Genomic DNA, 24,772 nt, shown 5'->3' on the forward strand with positions numbered 1-24,772 from the left:
TCTCAGTCGCGCAACAGCCCCAGGCGCTCGTACTCGGCCTTGCCGACGGCGGTGACCTCCTCCAGCTCGTCGAAGAGGGCCTCGTCGATGCGGGTGAAGTTGAAGCACGACTTGCCCTGCCGGCGTTTCGTCAGCTCCGGGGAGAGCCTGCCGTCCGGAGCCGGGCCCAGGTACAGGCTCATGAGGTAGTACGACACGTACCGTCGACCGACCTTGACGGCGGCGAAGAGCTGGCCGCCCGGGTACTTCTGGGTCGGTGCCCCCAGGAGCGCGTACGCGAGCCCGTCCGGCTCGTCCGCCTTCCGCGAGCCGGCCGCATTCGCGTCGGTCAGGTTGGCGGTCTCATGGAACCCCGCGGCATACCCGGACAGGCGCCGCCGCAGCTCGTCGTACACGGGGATGAGCTCGGCCATCCACCGAGGCTAGCTCCTCCCACGGACGACGCGAGGCGTCAAGCGCTCAGAAGAGCGCGCTCATCAGCGCCTTGCGAGCCTTGGCGACGCGCTCGTCGGCCCCGCCCACGACGTCGAAGAGCTCGACAAGGTGCTCGCGCGCCTTGTTGCGCTCGGCATCGCTGGTCACCCGGACGGTGTCGATGAGGCGGGTGAAGGCGTCCTCGACATGCCCGCCGAGCAGGTCGAGGTCGGCCACGACGATCTGGGCGTCCACATCGGCCGGAGCCGCGGCGGCCGTCGCCCGGGCGGCCTGCACGTCGACGTCCTTCGTGCGGAGCATGAGGCCGACCTGTGCGAGGCCGAGCTTGGCCTCGGTGTCAGCCGGGTTCTGGGCAAGCGCCTCGCGGTAGGCGTCGGCCGCGCCGTCGAGGTCGTCGGCCTCGATGGCGTCGAACGCCTTCTGGTGCAGCGGCGGCAGGGGCGGCTCGGGCGCCGGCTCCAGGTCGTCGGCGGGCGGCGCGTCGGAGCCCACCGTGCCGGTCACGCCGTGCTGCGCAGCGAGTGCCAGGACCTGGTCGATGACGGCCGCGATCTGGTCCTCCGGCTGGACGCCTTCGAACAGCGGCACCGGCTGGCCCTGCACGAGCGCATAGGTGACGGGGACGGCCTGGACCTGGAACGCCTGGCGCACTGCCAGCTGCGAGTCGACGTCGACGGTCACGAGCTGGAAGCGGCCGGCATACCTCTCGGCGACCGACCGGAACGAGGTGACCAGGTCTGCGGACTGCGGGAGCGCGGAGCTCCAGAGCACCATGACGACGGGGTGCCTGGCACTCGAGGCGACGATGTCGCGGATCGAGGCGTCAGTGCCCTCGACCACGAGCGCACCGCCCGCGGACGTGGCCCCCGCGGCGGAGCCGGGGCCATCCTGCGGGGCCGGACGCTTGAGCGATGAAAGGTCGACGGCACCGCGCAGTGCTGCTGCGGTGAATGGCTGGTGACTCATAGATCAATCCTGCCTCACCGGCCCGATCCAGCGATGAGCTGGTCCGAGGCCGCGATGACGCGGGCCTGTCCCGAGGCCGGGATGACGATGGCGATGATCTCGTTGGAGGTGAGGTTCGCCTCGGTCGTGATCCTCTTGATCCCGGTGAGGAGCGTGAGGTCCTTGGCGGGCGTCAGCTTCACGGGCGTCCGCATGGCGATGGCGTCGTCGCGCACGAGCTGCACGAAGACGACCGCGCCCGAGCCGTCCTTGAGCCGCAGACCGCCGATGACGCCCTTCGGCTCGTGCTCCTGGGTGAACGCGCCTTGGTTGTTCAGGGCCTGCGCCTGGGCCTTGGCCGACTCCCGCAGCTGCTCCGAGAGGGGGTCTGCGGCGAGCAGCTTCGAGCTCGTGGGGTCGGGGTACTTCACCGCCTGGGCGAAGGCGGCCGTGACCTCGTCGGGCTGGGCGACCAAGCCCTTGGCGCCGGCGACCGCGGCCGAGCCGTCGGTCGTCGGGTCGAGCGCGTCGAGCGTGGCGCCCGGGAGCATCGGCGTCTGGGCAGCCACCTTGAAGGGGGCGCCCCGCTCGCTGCTCGTGAGCAGGACGAGGACGGGCGCGCCGGACTTCTTGAGCGTGGCCTGCACGAGGATGAGGCGCGGGGTGTCGCCCTCGCGGGAGACCGCCAGCACCTTGGCTCCCTGGGTCGCGAGCTCGGCTGCGGCCTTCTCCGCTGGGGTCCGCCCCGCGAGCGTCTTGGCGTAGGCGTTCGCGGACTCCAGGGCCGCGCCGCTGTAGGCCTGCTCCCGGGCGGTTGCGCCCGCGGCGGTCGAGTCCAGCGAAGCCGAGGCTGCTGCCGACACGGCTGATGTCGCCGTGGCCGACGCCTCCTCCGGCGCGATGACCGGCGTGGCGGACGCCCCTGAGCCGTTGCTGCCGTCGTCGACGTTCCCGGTGCAGGCGGTGAGCATCGCAGCACAGGCAAGCGCGGCGACGAGGGCACATCGGCTGGTCGCGGGGCGGGGCATGGGGGGCCTTTCGGTGACACGGGAGAGGCCGAGTACGCTCGGCCGCCCACAACCATACGCACGGACCCCCGGGTGGGCCCAATCCCGCGAGCCGCCTACCGGCGGACATTTGCGTGCTTTTCCGGCTCCGCCGAGCACGACCTGTGAATCGGGTCAGTCAGCCGTCTGACGGTCGAGCGCACGCTCGAGACGGTCGAGCTTGCCATCGAGCTCGCCGGTGAAACCGGGACGGATGTCCGCCTTGAGCACGAGCCCGACACGCGGCGAGGTCTGCGCGAGCAGGTCGCAGCACTGCTTCACGACAGCCATGCATTCGTCCCAGTCTCCTTCGATCGTCGTGAACATCGCGTCGGTGCGGTGGGGCAGCCCGGAGTCACGCACGACGCGGATGGCCCGCGCGACAGCGTCGCTCACGGAGCCGGTGTCGTCGGCAGCGACGGTGGGCGCTACGGAGAAGGCGATCAGCATGCCCTCACCGTAGGCCCATGGGTCCGGACCCCCGGGGATGGGTCGGCTAGAGGTTCTTGCGCATCGAGAGGGCCTCTTCGATGATCTCGAAGCCGAGGTCCTTGTTGATCTGCACCATCCACGGGTTCTGCTCGTCGTTCATCGTCTGGACGTGCTTGCGCTCCGGCGCGACCCGCGCCAGCTCCTCGAGGTTGGCGACCTTGACCGCCATACCGAGGCGGTGTCCCCGGTGTTCCGGCAGCACCAGCGTCCCCCACTGGAAGACGACGTCCTGGTCGGTCTGCGGCCAGGCGAGGTCGGTGTAAGCCGCGACGACGCCCGACTCGCGGTGGACCGCCACCGCGGTGACCAGCGTGCGACCCGTCTCGAGGAGGTGGTCCAGCATCGTCTGCAGGTCATCGACGGTCAGTGACTCCGCCTCGAACTCCACGTCGCCCGTGGGCGCGTCGAGGATGAGACGGTTCGAGGCGTCACAGACGCCCTGGCGCAGCTCCTCGGGCACTCCGTTGACGTAGGTGCTGAGCACGTAGTCGTCGCCCATCGCCGCCGCGGAGCGCGCCTTCTCGCCGGCCAGGACCGCCGGGTCCACGGGGAGCTTCAGCGAGCGCACGATCTCGATGCTGGACAGGGAGTAGCCGCGCTTGAGGGCGAACGCACGGTCGGGGTGCGAGTCGCGGTCGCCCACCGGCACGAAGACCTCGGTGAGCAGCATCGCCCGGCCGGCCGCCCGCGCCCGCTCCTCGCTCCACTCGAGCAGGGCGGAGCCGACGCCTTCGCCGCGGTGCTGCGGGTCCACCTCGAGATGGAACCACGACTTGTCGAGGTTCTCACGCTCGGGGAACGAGACCCGCGACCAACCGACGGGAGTGCCGTCGACCACCGCGACCGCGCCCTCTTCGCGCTCCCCGGGGAAGTCGAAGCGGACCTGCTTGACGAACTCCTCGTGGCTGCGCCGGATCGGCTGCACGCGCGAGACCGCGTCGCTGCGTACATCGACGCCGTGGAGCTCCTTGAGCATGACGTCGTCGTCACGGTCGAGCGGGATGATGTCCATCCAAAGACGGTGACACCGGACGGCCCGCTGCGACAACAGATTTACCCGCGCCCCGCGCGCACCGGCGCCGTCTCCTCGGTCGAGTGAGCGCTCAGTCCCACCTGTCTCCCAGGTCGCCCGTGGTCGCCCGTGGTCAGATGTCGAGCTGGTCAGCCTCGTCGACAAGCTGGTCAGCAGCGGCATATGGATCGAGCGTGCCGGCGACCACCTGGCGCGCGAGCGCAGGAAGGCCCGCGTGGGCCGACACGTGGCCGAAGCGCGCCCGTAGCGAGGCCAGCGCGAGGCTCTCGATCTCGTCGGCCGCGCGTCGCTCCCGCCGGCGCACCAGCTCGCCGCTCTCATCGACGAACGCCCGGTGCTTGTCGAGCGCCGCCATGAGCTCGTCGACGCCGATCTTCTGTGCCGCAACGGTTTTCACCACAGGAGGCCGCCATAGGCCGGGCTCCGCGCGGTCCCCTAGCGAGATCATGTGGCGCAGGTCGCGGACGGTCGCGTCGGCGCCGTCGCGGTCAGCCTTGTTGACGACGAAGACGTCGCCGATCTCGAGGATGCCCGCCTTGGCGGCCTGGATGCCGTCACCCATCCCGGGCGCCAGCAGTACGACGGACGTGTCGGCGAGGCCCGCGATCTCGACCTCGGACTGGCCCACCCCGACCGTCTCGACGAGCACGACGTCGCAGCCGGCCGCATCGAGCACCCGGATCGCCTGCGGCGTGGTCCACGACAGCCCGCCGAGGTGGCCCCGCGAGGCCATCGACCGGATGTAGACCTCGGGGTCGAGGGCGTGGTCCTGCATGCGCACCCGGTCGCCGAGCAGGGCACCGCCCGAGAAGGGCGACGACGGGTCGACGGCGAGCACCCCCACCCGCAGGCCGCGCTCGCGGAACGCTCCGACGAGCGCGGTGGTCGTCGTGGACTTCCCCACGCCGGGTGAGCCCGTGAGGCCGATGACGTATGCCGTGCCGGAGTGAGGCGCGAGCGCGGCCATCACCTCGCGCAGCGCCCCGTGCCCGTCCTCCACGAGGGAGATGAGGCGGGCGACCGCGCGCGGCGAACCCGCCCTGGCCGACTCGACCAAGGCGGGGACGTCGACGGTCCGGCGCGTCACCGGTGCGGCGCGTCGGCGGTGCGTCAGGCCGAGGCCGGGACGCGGACGATGAGGGCGTCGCCCTGGCCGCCGCCGCCGCACAGGGCGGCCGCGCCGACGCCGCCCCCACGACGCTTCAGCTCCAGTGCCAGGTGCAGCGCGAGGCGAGCGCCGGACATCCCGATCGGGTGGCCGAGCGCGATCGCGCCGCCGTTGACGTTGACCTTCTCGAGGTCGAGTCCGAGCTCCTTGGCCGAGGCGAGCCCGACTGCGGCGAAGGCCTCGTTGATCTCGACGAGGTCGAGGTCGGCGGGCGTGATGCCCTCCTTCTCGCACGCCCGTGCAATGGCCCGGGCCGGCTGCTGCTGGAGGGTCGAGTCGGGGCCGGCGACGACGCCGTGCGCGCCGATCTCGGCGAGCCACGTGAGGCCCAGCTCCTGCGCCTTGGTCTTGCTCATGACCACGACGGCTGCGGCGCCGTCGGAGATCTGCGAGGCCGATCCGGCGGTGATGGTGCCGTCCTTGCTGAAGGCCGGACGCAGGCCAGCGAGGGACGCGGTGGTCGTGTCCGCGCGGATGCCCTCGTCGCTCTTGAACTCGATCGGCTCGCCCTTGCGCTGCGGGATCTTGACCGAGACGACCTCGTCGTCGAAGAGGCCGTCCTTCCACGCCTTGGCAGCAAGCTGGTGCGAGCGGGCCGAGAACTCGTCCTGCTGCTCGCGGGTGAACGCCTGGTCGCCGACGTTGGCGGCCTCGGTGAGGGCGCCCATCGCCTGGTCGGTGAAGGCGTCCCAGAGGCCGTCGTAGGCCATGTGGTCGCGCATCGTGACGTCGCCGTACTTGTAGCCCTCGCGAGACTTCGTCATCAGGTGGGGCGCGTTGGTCATCGACTCCTGGCCGCCGGCCACGACGATGTCGAACTCGCCGGCGCGGATCAGCTGGTCGGCCATCGCGATCGCGTTGATCCCCGACAGGCAGACCTTGTTGATGGTGATGGATGGGACGGTCATCGGGATGCCGGCCGCGGCGGCCGCCTGGCGAGCCGGGATCTGGCCGGCCCCGGCCTGCAGCACCTGGCCCATGATGACGTACTCGACCTGCTCGGGAGCGACCCCGGCCTTCTCGAGGGCTCCCTTGATGGCGAGGCCACCGAGTTCGGAGCCGGAGAAGTCCTTGAGCGAGCCGAGCAGGCGACCCATGGGGGTGCGCGCTCCGGCGACGATCACGGAGGTGGGACGGTCAGTCATGGAGATGCCTCTTCCGACGTCATTTCGGGTGTCCTGTCCACTCTAGTCTCGGCATGCGGGCACCCCTGTCACGGCATGACCAAGCGCACACGGCATACCCGCTCGGTATGCCGCCCTGCCGCCCTAGCGTGGAGACATGAGCGCACTCGCGGGCCCCCTGTTCACCCACATCGACCACGTCGGCATCGCCGTGCCCGACCTGGACGCGGCCATCGCGTTCTACGAGGAGAAGTACGGCATGACCATGCTCCACGAGGAGACGAACGAGGAGCAGGGGGTGCGCGAGGCGATGATGGGCGTCGGCGACTCCGGGTCGTGCATCCAGCTGCTCGCGCCACTGTCCCCCGAGTCGACGATCGCCAAGTTCCTGGACCGGAACGGGCCGGGCATGCAGCAGATCGCGTACCGGGTCGCCGACATCGACGCCGTGTCCGAGACCCTGCGGGACCGTGGCCTGCGGCTGCTCTACGACGCGCCGAGGCGGGGCACGAGCGACAGCCGGGTCAACTTCATCCACCCCAAGGACGCCGGCGGTGTGCTCGTCGAGCTCGTGGAGCCCGCCCCACCCGGCCACTGAGGCGCGGGCACCAACGCCGCACCGCTACGCCAGTCGATGTGTGACCGCGCGCCATACGGCGCGGTGAGCACCGACCCGGGGAGGGGTCAGGCGCGCAGCAGGTCCTGCACCGGCACCGCGAGCAGCCCGCGCCGGCGCAGCACGTCCAGCAGCGCAGGCAGCGCCTCGACGGAGGGCGTCCGGTCGAGGTCCTGGGCGTTGGGCCCACTGATCCGCCCGCCGTCATGGGCCAGGACGACATCCCCCGGCTGCAGGCTCTCGCCCACGGAGCGACCGCCGGAGCGAGCTCCGTCGTGCAGCGCGGACTCGAGGCAGGCGCTCCAGAAGACCGAGCGCTGCCCGAGCTCACGCGTCCGCTGCGCGACCGTCGCCGAGGTCCAGCCGCGTGGCGGCCGGACGAGGCGAGCCCCGACCGGGTCGTAGCGCGCCACCGCGTCGTGCCCGGCCTCGAGCTGGTGGGTGAGGGCGGCGTCGCCGAGCCGGTCGAGCCAGAGGTGGTCCTGCGTGTGGTTCGAGAGGCGGTGGCCGTCGCTGACGATGCGACGCGCGATGTCCGGGTGCGCCTCGAGGTTGCGCCCGACGGCGAAGAACGTCGCTCGGGCCCCGTACGCCGCGAGAACGTCGAGGACCTCGGGAGTGAAGGCAGGGTCGGGGCCGTCGTCGAACGTGAGCCCGACCCAGGGACGCTGTGTGATGATGCGGACCACGCCTTCCGGGTCGATCTCGTGGCGGACCAGACTGCTGTCGGTCTCGTGCCCCGGGCCTCCCGGGTGAAGCGTGGCGTCGACCCTCGGCCAGAGCGCCAGGGCGCACACGCCGAGGCTCCCGAGCAGCGTCGCCCGTCTCGACACGGCCGAACCGGCCTCCCCTGGTGCCACGCGCACAGTGTGCGCCCGGAAGCCTAGGAGCGCCTGCGTTTTCGCCCGAGTCCGCCAGGCCGTCCGGACTTCCGACCCTCGTGACCCAGGTCACCTGTGGTGGCCGTCTCAGATGGGTGCCCGCATCCAGCGAGCCTCGCTACGTTCGGATGAGGCCGCGCTGCCGGCCGACCACTCCGTGACGCTGCGAACAAAGGACCTCCACGATGCAGGCCATCCGCGACGCCATCCTCTCCGGCGACCGCTCCCAGGAGACCTACGCCAACCTCGAGATCCCCGGGCACTACCGGGGGGCGACGGTGCACAAGGACGAGGTAGGGATGTTCGAGGGGCTCGCCACGCGCGACAAGGACCCTCGCAAGTCGCTGCACATCGACGATGTGCCCGTGCCCGAGCTCGCCCCGGGAGAGGCACTCGTCGCCGTCATGGCCAGCGCGATCAACTACAACACGGTCTGGACCTCGATCTTCGAGCCGCTGCCCACCTTCGGCTTCCTCGAACGCTACGGGCGCACGTCGGAGTACGCCAAGCGGCACGACCTTCCGTACCACGTCGTCGGGTCCGACCTCGCAGGCGTCATCCTGCGCACCGCCCCCGGGGTGACGAAGTGGAAGCCGGGCCAGGAGGTCGTCGCGCACTGCCTGTCGGTCGAGCTCGAGGACGCCGACGGCCACAACGACACGATGCTCGACCCGCAGCAGCGGATCTGGGGCTTCGAGACCAACTTCGGCGGCCTCGCCGAGCTTGCAGTGGTCAAGTCCAACCAGCTCATGCCCAAGCCCGCCCATCTGACGTGGGAGGAGGCGGCGTCCCCCGGCCTGGTCAACTCGACGGCATACCGCCAGCTGATCTCGAAGAACGGCGCGGCGATGAAGCTCGGCGACCGCGTGCTCATCTGGGGCGCCTCCGGTGGCCTGGGCTCGTATGCCACCCAGATGGCGCTCGCCGGCGGGGCGACGCCGATCTGTGTGGTGTCCTCCCCCGAGAAGGCCGAGATCTGCCGCTCGATGGGCGCCGAGCTGATCATCGACCGCAACGCCGAGGGCTACCGGTTCTGGAACGACGAGGGCACCGAGCAGAACCCCCGCGAGTGGCAGCGGCTGGGCAAGCGGATCCGTGAGCTGACCGGAGGCTATGACGTCGACATCGTCTTCGAGCACCCCGGCCGAGAGACGTTCGGTGCGAGCGTCTACGTCGCGCGCAAGGGCGGCACCATCGTCACGTGCGCCTCGACGTCGGGGTACCTCCACGAGTACGACAACCGCTATCTCTGGATGAACCTCAAGCGGATCGTGTCCAGCCACTTCGCCAACTACCGCGAGGCCTGGGAGGCCAACGAGCTCATCAACCGAGGGCTGATCCAGCCGACGCTGAGCAAGACGTATGCGCTCGAGGAGGTCGGACAGGCGGCGCTCGACGTCCACCGGAACGCGCACCAGGGCAAGGTGGGTGTGCTCACCCTGTCACCTGAGCCGGGCCTCGGCGTCACCGACGTGGACAAGCGCGCCCGGCTCGAGCCTGCGATCAACCGGTTCCGCAACCAGTAGCCCCCGCCCTCCCCCGCAACACACCGAGCACCCGCGAGGTTCGACGGAAATTTCCGGCGAACTTGCCGACTGCTCGGTGTGTTGCCGCCAGGAGGGGACACCCGGCGCGGCCCGCGCCTGTGCCGGCGCGTTTCAGCGGTAGGCGTTGCCGGGCGGGCGCGCGTCGCGACGCTGCCAGCAGCCGGTGTGCCAGTGCCTGCGGTCGTCGATGCCGCCGACCCCGTCGGCCGGCCACACGACCACGTGCGGCAGGCCCGGCAGGATGTCCTGCTGGCACCCGGGGCACAGGTACGGCCGGCTGGCGGACGCGCCTGTCACGGAGCGCACCGTCCAGCTCCGGCCGGCATACGTCTCCTCCCGCGTGCTTCCACCCTGGATGCGGGTGACGTCGAGGGGCACGTGCGGCCGCGCGTGCTTGCTGGGACGGCGGCGGGACGGCATACGGCCATTCTCCGCAAGTCACCCGGCAACCGGAAACACGACCCGGGTGAAACTCGCGGTAGCCGGCCGTTTCCGGGTGTGTTGCGCTGCCGAGGTATGCCGTGTCAGGCGTAGGTGCGGAAGCCGCGACCCGTCTTGCGGCCGAGATACCCGGCGGTCACCAGGTGCTCCAGCAGCGGGGCCGGAGCGTACCCGCGCTCGCGGAACTCGAGGTAGAGCTCACGTTCGATGGCGAGCGACACGTCGAGACCGACGACGTCCAGCAGCTCGAACGGTCCCATCGGCAGGCCGCATCCGGTCTTCATCGCGGTGTCGATGTCGTCGGCCGTCGAGTAGTTGGCCTCGAGCATCTTCACGGCGTCGTTGAGGTAGGGGAACAGCAGGGCGTTGACGATGAAGCCGGCCCGGTCGCCGCACGTCACCGCGTGCTTGCCCACGGCCGCGCACAGCTGCTGCACCGTCGCCACGACATCGTCGGCCGTGGACACGGTGTGTACGACCTCCACGAGCCGCATGACCTGCGCCGGGTTGAAGAAGTGCATGCCGATGACGTCCTGAGGCCGCTTCGTCGCTGCGGCGCACTCGACGACGGGCAGCGAGCTCGTCGTCGTCGCGAGGATGGCTCCCGGCCTGCAGATCTCGTCGAGGTTCTCGAAGAGCGCGCGCTTGACGCCGAGGTCCTCGACGACGGCCTCGATGACGAGGTCGACCAGGGCGAGGTCGTCCAGGCGGGTCGTCCCGCGGACGTGCCCGAGGGCCTCGGCGCGCTCCGCCTCGGTCGCCTTGCCACGCTGGACGGCCTTCTCGAGGCTGTTCTCGACGGCCGCCCGGACGGCTGCGACCTTCGCCTCGGACCGCGCGACGTAGGTGACGTCGAGGCCGGCCTTGGCCAGCACCTCGACGATGCCGGTGGCCATCGTGCCCGAGCCGACCACGCCGACCGTGCGCACCGAGCGAGTCGCCACCGCGCCGTGCGCGTCCGGCGCGTCACCGGCCGGCGTCAGCGCGTCCGCCACGACCTGCGAGGATCCGGGCTCGGCATACGTGTAGAAACCGCGCCCGCTCTTGCGGCCCTTGAGGCCCGCGGTGACCATCTGCTTGATGATCGGGCTCGGTGCATGAAGTCGATCCCGCCCCTGCTTGTACATCGTGTCGAGGATCTCGTATGCCGTGTCGAGGCCGATGAGGTCCATCAGCGCGAGCGGGCCCATCGGGTAACCGCAGCCCAGCTTCATCGCCGCGTCGATGTCCTCGCGCGAGGCGTACTTGCTCTCATACATCGACACCGCGTGGTTGAGGTAGCCGAACAGCAGGGCGTTGGCGATGAAGCCCGCCTTGTCACCGACCACGACCGGCTTCTTGCCGAGCCGCTCGGCCAGCGCCTTGACGTCCTCGAAGGTCTCGTCGCTCGTGATCACGGTCTTGATCACCTCGACGAACTGCAGGACGGGCGCCGGGTTGAAGAAGTGCATGCCGACGACGCGCTTGGGGTTGACCGTCGCAACGGCGATCTCGGTGACCGGCAGGCTCGAGGTGTTGGTGGCGAGGATGGCGTCGTCGGCGACGATCGTGTCGAGCGTCGCGAAGATCTTCTTCTTGAGGTCGAGGTGCTCGGGCACCGCCTCGACGACGAGCTGGCACTCCTTGAGGTCCGCCATGTCGCTGGTGAACCGGACGCGGTCGAACAGCGCCGCCTGGTCCTGCTCGCTCAGCTTGCCGCGTGCGACGGCACGACCGGTGGAGTGCTCGAGCACCCCTCGTCCCTTCTCGACGGCCTCGTCGGTGATCTCGACGGCAACGACGTCGATGCCGTTGCGCGCGAACACCTCGACGATGCCGGCACCCATGGTGCCGAGTCCGATGACGCCGACCTTGCTGAACTCACGAGCCATGCGTGGAGTCTCCCAGAGCCGGCCGGCCACTCACACCCGGCGCCGGGGTGACACTCCCCACGCGCGGGGTGCGACTAGGGTGGCCCGGTGCGACTCGTCATTGCCCGCTGCAGCGTCGACTACGACGGCCGCCTCACCGCCCATCTGCCGCTGGCGACCCGGCTGCTGCTCGTCAAGGCCGACGGGTCCGTGCTCGTGCACAGCGACGGCGGGTCGTACAAACCGCTCAACTGGATGTCCCCGCCCTGCTCGATGGCCGAGACCGAGCCCGACGAGGAGCAGGCGCAGGACGGTGCCGTCGCGGTGTGGCGCGTTCAGCACGCCAAGTCCGACGACCGGCTGACGGTGCTCATCCACGAGGTCCTGCACGACAGCGCCCACGAGCTCGGCATCGACCCCGGCCTGGTCAAGGACGGCGTGGAGGCTCACCTGCAGAAGCTCCTCGCCGAGCACATCCACACTCTCGGCGAGGGCTACTCGCTCGTCCGCCGCGAGTACATGACGGCGATCGGTCCGGTCGACATCCTGGCCCGCGACGCCTCGGGCGCGAGCATCGCGGTCGAGATCAAGCGCCGTGGCGAGATCGACGGGGTGGAGCAGCTCACCCGCTACCTCGAGCTGATGAACCGCGACCCGCACCTGACGCCGGTGACAGGTGTCTTCGCCGCCCAGGAGATCAAGCCGCAGGCGCGGACCCTCGCCGAGGACCGCGGCATCCGATGCGTGGTGCTCGACTACGACGCCCTGCGCGGGCTCGACGACATCAGCTCGCGGCTCTTCTGACCTGCTGCTTGCCCACTGCGAGCTACTCGAGGTCCAACGCCTCGGTGCGCACCCCGTCGGCGTCGACCAGCATGAGCACCGGGTCCGGCTCGTCACCTCCGCGGACGATGACCACGGTCTCGCCCCGGTGACGGTCGACGACCTCCTGCAGGCCCTGCGATGCGTCCGACAGGTCGCCGTGGCCCAGGTGCGCCGGCACACCGAGGTCCTCGGCCAAGGTCTCTACAGGCCCGGTGTCGGGGACGTCGTCGGCGGCATACACCGCCTGCACGCGCTCGAGGTGGATCGAGGACGCGAGCCAGGCCACGTCGCCGAGCCCCGCGGGCGTCAGGACGATGAGCCGGGCCGCACACTGCAGATCGCTCACGCGTCGACTGTATGCCGTCCCGGACCCAGGGTGGTCAGCTGCGGACGACCTCGAGTGGCGCAAGCCCGCGAGCGGTCCGGATCACACCGACCATCTCCCCCATGATGTCGTTGAGGCCGAAGTCCTTGGGGGTGAAGACCATCGCGACCCCCGCCGCCCGCAGCGCCGCGGCGTCGGACTCGGGGATGATGCCACCGACGATGACCGGCACGTCGCCGGCCCCGGCCGCCTCGAGTCCGCGCAGGACCTCCGGCACAAGCTCCATGTGCGAGCCACTGAGGATCGAGAGCCCGACGAGGTGGACGTCCTCGGCGACGGCCGCGGCGACGATCTGCTCGGGCGTGAGGCGGATGCCCTGGTAGACGACCTCGAACCCGGCATCGCGGGCGCGGACCGCCACCTGCTCTGCACCGTTGCTGTGGCCGTCGAGCCCAGGCTTGCCGACGAGGATGCGCAGCTTCTCCCCGAGCTCTTCGCCCGTGCGGGCGACCGCCGCGCGGACGTTGGCCAGCGCCCCGCCTGCCTCGGCCGGAGACAGGCCGACGGAGCCGGAGACGCCGGTCGGTGCGCGGTACTCGCCGAACTCGGCACGCAGTGCCTGCGCCCACTCCCCCGTCGTCACGTCGGCTCGGGCGCACTCGAGCGAGGCGGCCATGAGGTTCGCACCGGACGCCGCGTCGGCCCGGAGCCGCTCCAGCGCATGGGCCGCCTGCGCCTTGCGGCCGGGATCGGCGTCCCGGCCCTCACGCCACGCGCGGACAGCCCCGGCAGCCGCCTGCTCGACCGAGGGGTCGACGGTCTGGATCGCGGTGCCGAGGTCAGCCGTGAGCGGGTTGGGCTCGGTCGTCTCGAACCGGTTGAGGCCGACGATGACGTCCGCGCCCGCCTCGATGCGGCGCCTGCGCTCGGCATGGGAGGCCACGAGCGCGGACTTCATGTAGCCCGACTCGACCGCGGCGACCGCACCGCCCATCGCGTCGATCCGTGCGATCTCGGCCTTGGCACCGGCGACCAGCTCGGCGACCTTGCCCTCGACGACCACCGATCCGGTGAACAGGTCGTCGTACTCGAGCAGGTCGGACTCGAAGGCGAGCACCTGCTGCATCCGGAGCGACCACTGCTGGTCCCAGGGCCGGGGCAGGCCCAGCGCCTCGTTCCAGGCGGGCAGCTGGATCGCGCGGGCCCGCGCGTCCTTGCTCAGGGTCACCGCGAGCATCTCGAGCACGATGCGCTGGACGTTGTTCTCGGGCTGTGCCTCGGTGAGGCCGAGGCTGTTGACCTGGACGCCGTACCTGAACCGGCGTGCCTTCGCGTCGGTCACGCCGTAGCGCTCGCGCGTCAGCTCGTCCCAGATCTCGACGAAGGCGCGCATCTTGCACATCTCCTCGACGAACCGCACGCCCGCGTTGACGAAGAACGAGATGCGGGCCACGACATCGGCGAACTCGGCCATGGGCACCTGGCCCGAGTCCCGAACGGCGTCGAGGACGGCGATCGCGGTCGACATGGAGAACGCGACCTCCTGGACGGGCGTCGCGCCGGCCTCCTGCAAGTGGTAGCTGCAGATGTTGATCGGGTTCCACCTCGGGATCTCGCGCACCGTGTAGGCGACCATGTCGGTGATCAGCCGCAGGGACGGCCCGGGCGGGAAGACGTACGTCCCTCGGGAGAGATACTCCTTGATGATGTCGTTCTGCGTCGTGCCGGAGAGCTCGTGCACCCACGCGGCCGGGTCCTGGCCTGCCGCACGCGCCTGACGTTCGGCCGTGACCTGGTACAGCGCGAGCAGCCACATCGCCGTGGCGTTGATCGTCATCGACGTGTTCATCTCCCGCAGCGGGATCGCCGCGAAGAGCGCCTCCATGTCGCCGACGTGGCTGATCGGGACGCCGACCTTGCCGACCTCACCCCGAGCGAGCGGGTGGTCGGGGTCGTACCCGGTCTGGGTCGGCAGGTCGAACGCCACCGAGAGTCCGGTCTGTCCCTTGGCGAGGTTGCGGCGGTAGAGCGCGTTGCTCGCCGCGGCGCTCGAGTGACCCGCGTAGGTCCGCATGACCCAGGGCCGGTCCGGCGTGCGCACCCGCGGCGCGCCGCTGTCGGACGCGGGCGGCGCACTCTCCGTCGAAGGCATGGCTCGACGGTAGCGCCGACCCCTGGCGCTGGGGAGCGGCTCAGGCGGTGAGAGGCGCCACAGTGGCAACCGGGTGGCGCGGGGCCAGGATCCGGTCGAGCCGGCACCCACGCAGCAGACGCGTCGTCCGCGGGCTCGCGTCGACGAGCGTCAGGCGCCGGTCCGCACGGGTGGCCCGGCGGTGCAGGTGCACGATGACCCCGAGCCCCGTGGCGTCGCCGATCTCGGCGTCGCTCAGGTGCAGCCGGATCTCTCCCGGACCGCGCAGAATCACGGCATGGATGGCATCGCGTATGTCAGGAACAGTGTGGAAATCGAGGCGACCCTCGATGATGACGTCGTGCCCATCGGGCGCATCAACAACCTTCACCGGACCCCTTCGGTGGGTGTTCAGCGTCATGGTGACCCCTTCCAACGCTGTGCCGTCACTCATGATGACGCCTGTTTGTCCAAAAACGTTGCCCCTCGGAGTCAAGAAAAGGTCAAGAAAATACGACCCAACGCTGAAAAGTTGTGTCGGTCACGCTGAGGGAACCCCGAGGGGGTATGCCGTCCGCTTCGCGTGGCGGTCGACTGACCCTCGGAGCGGGTCCGGAGTGCTACTCATAGGGCGCGTCGTCGGGCTCGCGCGTGACCTGCGCGCCCAGGTCGCGCAGCGCCTGCTCGAAGCGCGGGTAGCCGCGGTCGATGTGGTGGACGCCACTGACCAGGGTGTCGCCCTCCGCCACGAGACCAGCGATGACGAGCGCCGCTCCAGAGCGGATGTCACTGCTCTCGACGGGCGCACCCGAGAGCAGCGGGACGCCGTGCGTCATGACGTGATGGCCATCGATCGTGGCCTCTGCCCCGAGCCGGGCCAGCTCCTGCACCGTACGGAAGCGCGCCTCGAAGAGGTTCTCGGTGACCATGGCCGACCCGTCGGCGACGGCGTTGTAGGTCAGCGCGAACGGCTGAAGGTCGGTCGGGAAGCCCGGATAGGGAAGCGTCGCCACGTCGAAGGCCCGGGGTCGGACAACACCGGTCGCGACCCGGAACCCTCGCTCGGTGATCTCGACAGTGCAGCCGGCCTTCTGCAGAGCACCGAGCGGGGCACGCAGGTGCTCGGCGACCCCGCCGACGACCTCGACGTCCCCTCGCGTGGTCGCCGCCGCGAACGCCCAGGTCCCGGCCGCGATCCGGTCGGACACGACAGCATGTGTCGTCGGCTCCAGGGCGTCCACGCCGTGGACCGTGATGCGTGACGTGCCCGCGCCCTCGACCCGCGCCCCCATCGAGACGAGCATCGTCGCGATATCGACGATCTCGGGCTCCTTCGCGGCGTTGTCGATCGTTGTCGTGCCTCGCGCGAGCACCGAGGCCGTGAGGATGTTCTCGGTCGCGCCGACGCTGGGGAAGTCGAGCCGGATGTCGGCGCCGTGCAGACCGTTGCGGGCCGTGGCGACGAGGTAGCCGTGGGTCACGTGGACCTCGGCTCCGAGCGCCTCGAGTCCCGCGGCATGAAGATCGAGACCCCGCGAGCCGATCGCGTCGCCACCGGGCACCGCGACGTCCGCCTCGCCCACCCGGGCGACCAGCGGGCCGAGCACGGAGATCGACGCGCGCAGGGCCCGGACGAGCTCGTAGTCGGCGCGGTGGCCAAGAGCCTGTGGCACGTCGAGGACGACGGAGCCTGTCGCCGGGTCGTGCTCGACGTCGACGCCGAGCCGGCGCAGCAGCTCAGCCATGATCGTCACGTCGGCGATCGCCGGGACGTTGGTCAGTGTGGTGCGACCACGGGCGAGCAGCGCGACCGCCATCAGCTTGAGGGCGCTGTTCTTGGCGCCGACGACGGCGACCTCGCCCACCAGTCGCGCGCCACCGACGACACGGAATCGCTCTCTCACCCACCGCACCCTAGCGAGGGTTCGGCGCGCGTCACGCCTGGACCGACGAGCGGAGCGAGCCCACGATGATGAGAGAGTGGGCGCATGGTCAACCTCACGCGCATCTACACGCGCACCGGCGACGACGGCACGACGAGCCTGGGCGACTTCTCCCGCACGACCAAGAACGACCCGCGCCTGCACGCGTACGCCGACACCAACGAGGCGAACGCCGCGATCGGGATCGCCATCGCCGGTGGAGGCCTCTCGGACGAGGTGAAGGCGACGCTCCAGCGCGTGCAGAACGAGCTCTTCGACGTCGGGGCCGACCTGTCCACGCCGCTGCGTGAGGAGTACGACTACCCGCCGCTGCGCGTGGAGCAGCCGTGGGTGGACGACCTCGAGAGCGACTGCGACCACTACCTCGCGCAGGTCGAGAAGCTGCGGTCGTTCATCCTCCCGGGAGGCACACCCGGAGCGGCATACCTCCACCTGGCCACGACGGTCACGCGGCGCGCGGAGCGATCCGCGTGGGCTGCGATCGAGACGCACGGCGACGAACCGGGCGGTGCCGCTGCAGCCAAGGGCGTCGGCGGGGTCAACGTCCTCACGGCCAAGTACCTCAACCGCCTGTCCGACCTGCTCTTCATCCTCGCGAGGATCGCGAACAAGCCGATCGGGGGCGACGTCCTCTGGCAGCCCGGCGGCGGTCGCGTCGAGAAGCCCTCGCGCGAGGCGAGAGGCTAGTCACGCGACGTTGACGTTGTACCCAGGCGGGGCCGCCTCCTGCCAGGAGCGCAGGGCGGTGTAGTCCGGCCCCTGGAGCGCGAGCTCGAACTCACGGGTGCCGTCGCTGCATGTGACCAGGCTCGCGTCGGGAAGCAGCGGGAGGGTCTCGTGCGCGGCGAGAGGCTTGGGCGCGTCGAGCAGGAGCCGCTGGCGCTGCCAGCGGTGCTTCGGACGCAGGGAGACGCCCCCGAGTGTGTACCACTCGAGGGCGTTGTCACCGAAGCGGATCAGGCCGAGCCGCCAGCGGGCACCGGCGCGGCGCCGGAAGCCACACAGCGTCAGGGGCAGTCCGCCGGCGATGTAGCGACGGCGCAGGTAGGTCGTCGCGAGCACGACGACCGCAATGACAAGGAGCGTGCCGATCACGATCTCGGTCGAGACGAGAACGGACGGCACGCTTTCGACCTCAGTTGCTCGTCGTCTGCAGCGATGAGGCGTCGACGTGCTCGGCGACGATGGTCACGACGTCGGAGTCGACCGACAGGAACCCACCGTCGACCATCACGGTGCTGCGCCCGCCTTCGAGGGACTCGATGGCCACCTCGCCTTCGACGAGAATCCCGAGCAGTGGTGCGTGTCCGGGCAGGATGCCGAGCTCACCCGAGATGGAGCGGGCCCGAACGAACTTGGCCTCGCCCTCCCACACCTTTCGGTCGGCGGCGACCATCTCAACCTTGAGCGAACTCACGTTTCCTCCAGTTCGTGGGCGTGTGCCGGTCAGTTTAGTGCCTCTGCAAGGATGCTCCGTACGCGAGGTGGCCCCGGCCACCTTCGTGCTGTCCGAACACCATTCGTCAGTCCTCCCCTCCTGACCCTTCCCCGAGGAGCCATGCACATGAGCACTGCTGTGTCCGACGCCCTGCTCGAGCCGACCCGTCGCCCCGCCGCCGTCAACGCCCTGACCGGCGTCATCGACGCCGAGGTCTCCGACAAGTCCGGCCTCGGCGGCGCGGCCGTCAAGGCCGGCTACGCAGCCGCGAAGAAGCTCGGCGGCGACTTCGTGTCGAGCGCGACCGACCGCCTCCTGCCCCAGTTCGCCACGGCTCTCGACCCGTTCTGGGCCACCAAGGGCGACCAGGGCTTCGGCGCCTACCTGGCGTCGCAGCCCGACGCCGTCGCTGACGCGCTGCTCGCCGTGACCGACTCGAAGGCCGCCAACACCTCGCACGGGGCCGCAGCCAAGGTCTACGGCACGCTGCGCGGCAAGGCCAAGGACCACGTCGTGGCCGCACTCCCCCGCCTTGGCGACGCCGTCGAGGGCCTCGTCGTCTGACAGCCTGACGCATCACCGTGCCGGCTGGGGCCGGGGCCGTGCGGCCCCGGCCCCAGCCGCGGTACCGGTCACCAGCGCTCAGTCGTCGTCCTGCTCGGGCAGCCGGTCCTTGGCCAGTCGCGGCAGCTCAGGTGAGAACTCGCTGCCCAGATCGGCGATTGCCTGGCGCGCAAACACCTGCTGCTCGGTCACCACCCGCTCGGACCGCCCGCGACCGACGAACGTCACGACCCAGTGGAGCAACGTCGTCACGCGGTGCTTGAAGCCGATGATGTAGACGAGGTGCACGGCCAGCCAGAGGATCCAGGCGAAGAACCCGCTGAACTGAGCCTTGCCCACGGACGCGACGGCCGAGAATCGCGAGATCGTGGCCATCGAGCCCTTGTCGACGTACTCGAAGGGGCCCTTGGCAGGCTTGCCCTCCAGGCGGCGAGTGATCTGTTCTGCGGCATACCGGCCACCCTGGATCGCGACCTGGGCGACGCCGGGGAGGTGGTCCAGGGCCATCATGTCGCCGACGACGAAGACCTCGGGATGACCGGGCAGCGTGAGGTCGTTGTTGACCTGGACGCGACCCGCCCGGTCGAGGGTGGCGCCTGACTGCTCGGCGAGCTGCTGCCCGAGGGGAGAGGCGCTGACGCCGGCGGCCCAGACCTTGCAGACCGACTCGATGCGCTCGCGGCTGCCGTCGGAGTGCTCGACCTCGATGCCTGTCGAGTCGACGTCCACGACCTTGGCGCCGAGCCGGACCTCCACGCCCATCGTGGTGAGTCGCTTGACCGCGCGGTCACCGAGCTTCTCGCCGAACGAGCCGAGCACCGCCGGGGCCGCGTCGAGCAGGATGACGCGGGCCTTGGACGGGTCGATCCGCCGGAAGTCGCGACGCAGGGTGCGGTTGGCGAGCTCGGCGATCTGGCCGGCCATCTCGACGCCGGTCGCGCCGGCGCCGACGACGACGAAGGTCATCAGGCGCTCGATCTCCGCGGGCGTCGAGGCCAGCTCGGCCAGCTCGAACGAGCCGAAGATCCGGCCGCGGAGCTCCAGCGCGTCGTCGATCGACTTCATGCCCGGCGCGTGCCGGGAGAACTCGTCATGTCCGAAGTAGGACTGGCCCGCCCCGGCTGCGACGATGAGCGAGTCGTAGGGCGTCACGGTCTCGCGGCCGACGACGTGGTGGGTCACGGTGCGTGCGGCCAGGTCGATCTGGGTCACGTCGCCGAGGAGGACCTTGGCGTTCGACTGGCGCCGCAGCACCTCCCGGGTGGCAGGCGCGATCTCGCCCTCGGACAGGATGCCGGTCGCGACCTGGTAGAGCAGCGGCTGGAACAGGTGGTGCGTCGTCCGGGCGATGAGCGTCACGTCGACGTCCGCTCGCTTCAGCTTCTGCGTGCTGAACAGGCCGCCGAAGCCGGATCCGATGACGACCACGCGGTGGCGCTGCCGGTGCTCCTCGGCGGGCGGCGCGGGCGCTGCTGCCGCAGCGGGCGCTCCTGCCGCAGCGGGCGCGGCAGCGGGGTGTTGGGGGGCCTGCGGGGTGGACGGGCTCACGATTCTCCTTGTCCTCGTGTGATGGTCCGGTGAGTTGCGGTCGGGCTGGTCGGCGATGACGCGGCTCCCACTTGCGTGAACAACGAGCAGCTCGTGGCCATGCCCCCCGGGCCGTCACAGTCGTCTCAGTCGCGTCCTTCAGTTGTCCTTCAGCTGTCCTTCGGTTGTCCTTCGGTTCTCGGCGTGGTCAGCGATCAGGCGCCACGCTGCAGCACGACGATGTCGTTCGTCTGGGACACGGGCCGGTAGTTGGCGGTGATCCAGTCACGCAACGGGTCGCGCTGGTGCTTGCCTCGGTTGCGGCCGTACTTCTCCCAGGACTGGCGGTCGGCCACGACGCACTCGGGCACGCGGCCCCTCCGCTCGAACCACCCCATCACCGGCTTGCTCGACGAGCCGGCCACGGTCCAGATGATCGGGGTGTCGAAGCGGACGTCCCGCAGCAGGAAGGCGCTGGGGAACAGATAGGCCAGCATGCCGTCACCGGGCGCCGCGCAGCGCCCGACGGCCGCCGCGTCCTGCAGGGCCGAGTCCAGCCGCGACCCGGTCGTCACCAGGCCGGCGTACGACCCGCTCGGGACGGTCGCCGCGAGGTCGCCGAGCGGCGCGTCGCGGTAGCTGTTGAGCGCGTGTGCAGTCCCCAGGGCTGCGACGAGCGTGGCGGCGACCACCGCCTTCGCCGCCCTCCCGCCGGCTTCGACCCAGATCAGGGCGGCGAGGACCGAGACGAAGAGGCTGGGCGCGAGGACCGCGGCACTCGCACCCCACGCCGGCGCCCCGGACGTGAACGCGGCGATGAAGGGGACCCCGACGTACGACGCAAGACCGATGAGCACAAGCCGCATCAGGGGCGAGCCGCGGCGCACCGCGCAGACCACCGTCACCGGCAGCAGCACGACGACGAGGACCAGCCCGAGCACCGAGGAGTACCAGCCGTACACGGTGTAGCTCGGCGTCGTCGCCCCCTGCCGCAGCGCGAGTATGCCGGTCGCGACGACCGCGCCGGCGAGCAGCACCGCCCTGAGGCGGCGCAGCGGCGGCACCGCGGCGAGCACGGCCAGGGCCAGGGCGGCATAGAACCAGCCCGAGGGCAGGGCGGCGCGATAGAAGAGGACGAAGTTGGCCAGCCTGCCGCGGAGCGAGGTGCGCGACGACTGGTAGAGCTCGGTGTAGCTCAGCGTGTTCGTGATCGACGACCAGCCCCAGACGAAGAGGGCGAGAGCCGCCACGACCGCGGCCACCGCGGCGGCCCCCACCAGCACGCCGACGAGCCCCCGGCCTCGCGCCTGGACGAGCACGACGAGCAGCAGCGCGACTGCCGCGGGCGCACTGACGGGATGGCTCAACGCACCGAGGGCGACCGCAGCACCGGCCACCGCGCCCCAGGCGAGCGACCGTCGGGTGACCGCGGCCGTGCTGGCGCACGCGGCGACGAGGTACATCAGTGCCGGTGTCGTGTTGTAGGACACGACCTGCTGGTTGTATGCCGCCGGGATGAGAGCGACCCCCAGCGCCGCGGCCGTCGTGCCCCGGCCGAACAGCGGCGACACAGCGCGCCAGGCGACGAGGCCGCACAGGCCGGAGAAGACGATGTACCAGATCCGCGAGGCCAGGACGATGCCGTCGAGCCCGACGACATGGACCCAGGCCCAGACGAAGGGCACCGCCGGCCACGAGCCGAGGACCTGCAGGTTCATCTCGTCGCGGAAGGGCAGATCTCCCTGGGCCATGCGCAGGGCGAGCTCGACGGCGTGTGCGCTGTCACCGAAGTCGACGCCGTAACGCGCACGCAGGACCGCGGCGATGCCGAGCACCAACGCGAAGGCAGGTGCCCATACACGAGAAGCGGGGAGGCGCCATCGGGCGCCTCCCCGCCATCGGGTGGCTGTTGACATCACGAAGCCGTGAGTCCCATCGTCAGAGGTTCTTCTGGATCTCCGCCCACTGGCGCTCGACGTCGTCAAGGCCACCGCACATGAAGAAGGCCTGCTCACCGACGTGGTCGTAGTCGCCGTCGGCGATCTTCGTGAACGCCTCGACCGTGTCGGACAGCGGCACGGTCGAGCCCTCGATGCCGGTGAACTGCTTGGCCACGTAGGTGTTCTGCGACAGGAACCGCTGGATCCGGCGGGCTCGGTTGACGAGGATCTTGTCCTCTTCCGACAGCTCGTCGATACCGAGGATCGCGATGATGTCCTGCAGCTCCTTGTTGCGCTGCAGGATCGACTTGATGCGGACCGCGGTGTTGTAGTGGTCCTGCGCGATGTACCGCGGGTCGAGGATGCGCGACGTCGAGGTCAGCGGGTCCACGGCCGGGTAGATGCCCATCGAGGCGATGTCACGCGAGAGCTCAGTCGTCGCGTCGAGGTGCGCGAACGTCGTCGCCGGCGCCGGGTCGGTGTAGTCGTCGGCCGGCACGTAGATCGCCTGCATCGAGGTGATCGAGTGACCACGCGTGGAGGTGATGCGCTCCTGGAGAACGCCCATCTCGTCGGCGAGGTTGGGCTGGTAGCCCACGGCGGAGGGCATGCGTCCGAGCAGCGTCGAGACCTCAGAGCCGGCCTGGGTGAAGCGGAAGATGTTGTCGATGAACAGCAGCACGTCCTGCTTCTGCACGTCGCGGAAGTACTCGGCCATCGTCAGCGCCGACAGGGCGACCCTCAGACGCGTGCCCGGCGGCTCGTCCATCTGGCCGAAGACGAGGGCGGTCTGGCCGAGAACGCCGGCCTCCTCCATCTCGACCATGAGGTCATTGCCCTCACGGGTGCGCTCGCCGACGCCTGCGAACACCGACACACCACCGTGGTCGCGGGCCACGCGGGCGATCATCTCCTGGATGAGCACCGTCTTGCCCACGCCGGCGCCACCGAAGAGGCCGATCTTCCCCCCCTGGACGTACGGGGTCAGCAGGTCGATGACCTTGATGCCCGTCTCGAACATCGTGGTCTTGCTCTCGAGCTGGTCGAAGTCGGGAGCCTTGCGGTGGATGCCCCAACGCTCGGTGATCTCGAGCTTCTCGCCCTCCTCGAGGTTGAGGCACTCGCCGGTGGCGTTGAACACCTTGCCGAGGGTCACGTCGCCCACGGGCACCGAGATCGGGCCGCCGGTGTCCGTCACCGCCGAGCCGCGCACGAGGCCGTCGGTGGGCTGCAGCGAGATCGCGCGGACCATGTTGTCGCCGATGTGCTGAGCGACCTCGAGGTTGAGGTTCTTGGTCTCGCCGCCGAGGGTCACCTCGGTGGTGAGCAGGTTGTACTGCTCGGGCATCGCGTCGGGCGGAAACTCCACGTCGACGACGGGGCCGATGATTCGAGAGATGCGTCCGACGCCGCCCGCGGCCGGGGCCGTCGCAGTGTCGCTGACAGTTGCGGTCATGGTGGTTGGTTCCTTACCTGGGGCGGGTTACTTCTGTGCGTCGGCGAGGGCGTTCGCGCCGCCCACGATTTCGCTGATCTCTTGGGTGATGCCCGCCTGGCGGGCCTGGTTCGCGAGCCGCTCGTACTTCTTGATCAGCTCGCCCGCGTTGTCGGTGGCCGACTTCATCGCCCGCTGGCGCGCGGCGAGCTCGGACGCGGCCGAGCTGAGCAGTGCGGTGAAGACCCGGTTGCGGACGTACTTCGGCAGGAGCAGGTCCAGGACCTCGGACACGCTCGGCTCGAAGGAGTACTCCGGCGGGATCTGCCCGTCCTCGTAGGTGTTGACCGTGAGGTCGATCCCCTCCTCGCCGGCGTCGTCTGCGTCGACGACCTCGAGCGGCAGCAGGCGCAGGACGTGTGGCTCCTGCCGGACCATCGAGCGGAACTGGGTGTACACGAGGTGGATCTCGTCATTGCCACCCTCGTCGAAGTCCTTGAGGAAGTCGGCGACGATCCGGTCGGAGATCTGCTTGGCGTTCTCGAACGTCGGCGCGTCCGAGAAGCCCTCCCACTCCGCGGCATACGGCCGCTTGCGGAACTTGTAGTAGCTGATCGCCTTGCGACCGACGAGGTACGGGACGACTTCCTTGCCCTCGGCGGTGAGGCGCGCAACGAGCTCCGCGCTCTCCCGGATCGCCGACACGGAGTAGGCACCGGCAAGGCCCCGGTCCGCTGTGATGATGACCACGCCGGCCCGCTTCGAGGTCTCCTTGGCCGTCGTCAGCGGGTGGTCCTCGTTGGTGTTCGAGGCCACGGCCGAGACGGCACGCGTCAGCGCGGTGGTGTACGGCATCGCCTCGGCCGCCTTCTGGCGGGCCTTGACGACGCGAGCCGCCGCGATCAGCTCCATGGCGTTGGTGATCTTCTGGATGGACCGGACGGACTTGATGCGCTGGCGGTAGATCCGCATCTGCGCTCCCATGTGCTCCGCCTCTCTGTGTCTCGAAAGTCTGGTCGTGCGTTCGTGGTGGTCGGCCGGTATGCCGCTGGGCCGGGGGGCCCAG

Annotated in this window: 25 protein-coding genes; 5 read left to right on the forward strand and 20 right to left on the reverse strand. The window is 70.1% G+C overall.

The annotated features are described in order from the left end of the window. Window positions 1-2: 2 nt before the first annotated feature. The 7 genes from ACWEOW_RS08125 to ACWEOW_RS08155 form a co-directional block, all read right to left on the reverse strand. Complete coding sequence (locus tag ACWEOW_RS08125; protein ID WP_452268670.1) at window positions 3-413, reverse strand: hypothetical protein; 411 nt, start codon at window positions 411-413, stop codon at window positions 3-5. Window positions 414-459: 46 nt separating this feature from the next. Continuing rightward, entirely contained in the window at window positions 460-1,401 is a 942-nt protein-coding gene (locus ACWEOW_RS08130; protein ID WP_452268671.1) for a co-chaperone YbbN, read from the reverse strand. A 14-nt stretch (window positions 1,402-1,415) separates the two neighbouring features. Further along, a complete protein-coding gene (locus ACWEOW_RS08135; RefSeq protein ID WP_452268672.1) occupies window positions 1,416-2,408 on the reverse strand; it encodes a hypothetical protein in 993 nt (330 codons plus the stop codon). A 153-nt stretch (window positions 2,409-2,561) separates the two neighbouring features. Next, window positions 2,562-2,876 (reverse strand): thiamine-binding protein, encoded by a 315-nt coding sequence (locus tag ACWEOW_RS08140; RefSeq protein ID WP_452268673.1) that lies wholly within the window; start codon window positions 2,874-2,876, stop codon window positions 2,562-2,564. A 46-nt stretch (window positions 2,877-2,922) separates the two neighbouring features. Then, a complete protein-coding gene (locus ACWEOW_RS08145) occupies window positions 2,923-3,930 on the reverse strand; it encodes an N-acetyltransferase family protein (protein ID WP_452268674.1) in 1,008 nt (335 codons plus the stop codon). 133 nt (window positions 3,931-4,063) lie between these two features. Then, window positions 4,064-5,038, reverse strand: coding sequence for a methylmalonyl Co-A mutase-associated GTPase MeaB (meaB, locus tag ACWEOW_RS08150; protein ID WP_452268675.1), 975 nt, complete (start codon window positions 5,036-5,038; stop codon window positions 4,064-4,066). 23 nt (window positions 5,039-5,061) lie between these two features. Continuing rightward, the gene (locus ACWEOW_RS08155) at window positions 5,062-6,264 is read right to left on the reverse strand and encodes an acetyl-CoA C-acetyltransferase (protein WP_452268676.1); all 1,203 of its coding nucleotides are present in this window, start codon (window positions 6,262-6,264) and stop codon (window positions 5,062-5,064) included. Window positions 6,265-6,400: 136 nt separating this feature from the next. On the opposite strand from ACWEOW_RS08155, the gene mce reads away from it, so the two are divergent. Beyond that, window positions 6,401-6,841, forward strand: coding sequence for a methylmalonyl-CoA epimerase (gene mce, locus ACWEOW_RS08160; RefSeq protein WP_452268677.1), 441 nt, complete (start codon window positions 6,401-6,403; stop codon window positions 6,839-6,841). 86 nt (window positions 6,842-6,927) lie between these two features. Here the strand turns inward: mce and ACWEOW_RS08165 are convergent, their stop codons facing one another. Further along, window positions 6,928-7,719: a polysaccharide deacetylase family protein gene (locus ACWEOW_RS08165; protein ID WP_452268678.1), complete on the reverse strand. Its 792-nt coding sequence runs from the start codon at window positions 7,717-7,719 to the stop codon at window positions 6,928-6,930. 206 nt (window positions 7,720-7,925) lie between these two features. On the opposite strand from ACWEOW_RS08165, the gene ccrA reads away from it, so the two are divergent. Next, window positions 7,926-9,266 (forward strand): crotonyl-CoA carboxylase/reductase, encoded by a 1,341-nt coding sequence (gene ccrA, locus ACWEOW_RS08170; protein ID WP_452268679.1) that lies wholly within the window; start codon window positions 7,926-7,928, stop codon window positions 9,264-9,266. A 132-nt stretch (window positions 9,267-9,398) separates the two neighbouring features. On the opposite strand, the gene ACWEOW_RS08175 is transcribed toward ccrA, so the two are convergent. Both ACWEOW_RS08175 and ACWEOW_RS08180 read right to left on the reverse strand, forming a co-directional pair. Then, entirely contained in the window at window positions 9,399-9,707 is a 309-nt protein-coding gene (locus ACWEOW_RS08175; protein WP_452268680.1) for a hypothetical protein, read from the reverse strand. A 104-nt stretch (window positions 9,708-9,811) separates the two neighbouring features. Beyond that, window positions 9,812-11,599 carry a 3-hydroxyacyl-CoA dehydrogenase family protein gene (locus tag ACWEOW_RS08180; protein WP_452268681.1) on the reverse strand — a complete coding sequence of 596 codons (1,788 nt, stop codon included), beginning with the start codon at window positions 11,597-11,599 and terminating at the stop codon, window positions 9,812-9,814. 87 nt (window positions 11,600-11,686) lie between these two features. Between ACWEOW_RS08180 and nucS the strand changes: the two genes are divergently transcribed. Further along, entirely contained in the window at window positions 11,687-12,382 is a 696-nt protein-coding gene (gene nucS / locus ACWEOW_RS08185) for an endonuclease NucS (RefSeq protein WP_452268682.1), read from the forward strand. A 22-nt stretch (window positions 12,383-12,404) separates the two neighbouring features. Here the strand turns inward: nucS and ACWEOW_RS08190 are convergent, their stop codons facing one another. The 4 genes from ACWEOW_RS08190 to murA form a co-directional block, all read right to left on the reverse strand. Continuing rightward, window positions 12,405-12,749 carry a hypothetical protein gene (locus tag ACWEOW_RS08190; RefSeq protein WP_452268683.1) on the reverse strand — a complete coding sequence of 115 codons (345 nt, stop codon included), beginning with the start codon at window positions 12,747-12,749 and terminating at the stop codon, window positions 12,405-12,407. Between the two features lie 34 nt (window positions 12,750-12,783). Further along, window positions 12,784-14,802: a protein meaA gene (locus ACWEOW_RS08195; protein ID WP_452268717.1), complete on the reverse strand. Its 2,019-nt coding sequence runs from the start codon at window positions 14,800-14,802 to the stop codon at window positions 12,784-12,786. Between the two features lie 118 nt (window positions 14,803-14,920). Continuing rightward, window positions 14,921-15,280: an STAS domain-containing protein gene (locus tag ACWEOW_RS08200; protein WP_452268684.1), complete on the reverse strand. Its 360-nt coding sequence runs from the start codon at window positions 15,278-15,280 to the stop codon at window positions 14,921-14,923. Between the two features lie 199 nt (window positions 15,281-15,479). Then, a complete protein-coding gene (gene murA / locus ACWEOW_RS08205; protein WP_452268685.1) occupies window positions 15,480-16,763 on the reverse strand; it encodes a UDP-N-acetylglucosamine 1-carboxyvinyltransferase in 1,284 nt (427 codons plus the stop codon). A gap of 84 nt (window positions 16,764-16,847) precedes the next feature. Between murA and ACWEOW_RS08210 the strand changes: the two genes are divergently transcribed. Further along, on the forward strand, window positions 16,848-17,489 hold the full coding sequence (locus ACWEOW_RS08210) for a cob(I)yrinic acid a,c-diamide adenosyltransferase (protein WP_452268686.1): 642 nt from the start codon (window positions 16,848-16,850) through the stop codon (window positions 17,487-17,489). Here ACWEOW_RS08210 and ACWEOW_RS08215 read toward each other — a convergent pair whose 3' ends face one another. Beyond that, window positions 17,490-17,927, reverse strand: a complete 438-nt coding sequence (locus tag ACWEOW_RS08215; protein WP_452268687.1) for a DUF2550 domain-containing protein — start codon at window positions 17,925-17,927, stop codon at window positions 17,490-17,492. A gap of 10 nt (window positions 17,928-17,937) precedes the next feature. Further along, on the reverse strand, window positions 17,938-18,219 hold the full coding sequence (locus ACWEOW_RS08220) for a F0F1 ATP synthase subunit epsilon (RefSeq protein ID WP_452268688.1): 282 nt from the start codon (window positions 18,217-18,219) through the stop codon (window positions 17,938-17,940). Between the two features lie 147 nt (window positions 18,220-18,366). Here ACWEOW_RS08220 and ACWEOW_RS08225 point away from each other — a divergent pair, with 147 nt between their 5' ends. Continuing rightward, the gene (locus ACWEOW_RS08225) at window positions 18,367-18,804 is read left to right on the forward strand and encodes a DUF6918 family protein (protein ID WP_452268689.1); all 438 of its coding nucleotides are present in this window, start codon (window positions 18,367-18,369) and stop codon (window positions 18,802-18,804) included. A gap of 78 nt (window positions 18,805-18,882) precedes the next feature. Here ACWEOW_RS08225 and ACWEOW_RS08230 read toward each other — a convergent pair whose 3' ends face one another. The 4 genes from ACWEOW_RS08230 to ACWEOW_RS08245 all read right to left on the reverse strand — a co-directional run bounded on the left by ACWEOW_RS08230 (window position 18,883) and on the right by ACWEOW_RS08245 (window position 24,690). Further along, window positions 18,883-20,232 carry an NAD(P)/FAD-dependent oxidoreductase gene (locus tag ACWEOW_RS08230; protein ID WP_452268718.1) on the reverse strand — a complete coding sequence of 450 codons (1,350 nt, stop codon included), beginning with the start codon at window positions 20,230-20,232 and terminating at the stop codon, window positions 18,883-18,885. Window positions 20,233-20,546: 314 nt separating this feature from the next. After that, the gene (locus ACWEOW_RS08235) at window positions 20,547-22,166 is read right to left on the reverse strand and encodes a hypothetical protein (protein ID WP_452268690.1); all 1,620 of its coding nucleotides are present in this window, start codon (window positions 22,164-22,166) and stop codon (window positions 20,547-20,549) included. Between the two features lie 103 nt (window positions 22,167-22,269). Continuing rightward, window positions 22,270-23,727, reverse strand: coding sequence for a F0F1 ATP synthase subunit beta (gene atpD, locus ACWEOW_RS08240; protein WP_452268691.1), 1,458 nt, complete (start codon window positions 23,725-23,727; stop codon window positions 22,270-22,272). A gap of 27 nt (window positions 23,728-23,754) precedes the next feature. Beyond that, on the reverse strand, window positions 23,755-24,690 hold the full coding sequence (locus ACWEOW_RS08245; RefSeq protein ID WP_452268692.1) for a F0F1 ATP synthase subunit gamma: 936 nt from the start codon (window positions 24,688-24,690) through the stop codon (window positions 23,755-23,757). Window positions 24,691-24,772 lie beyond the last annotated feature (82 nt).

The organism is Monashia sp. NPDC004114 (genome assembly GCF_053603855.1).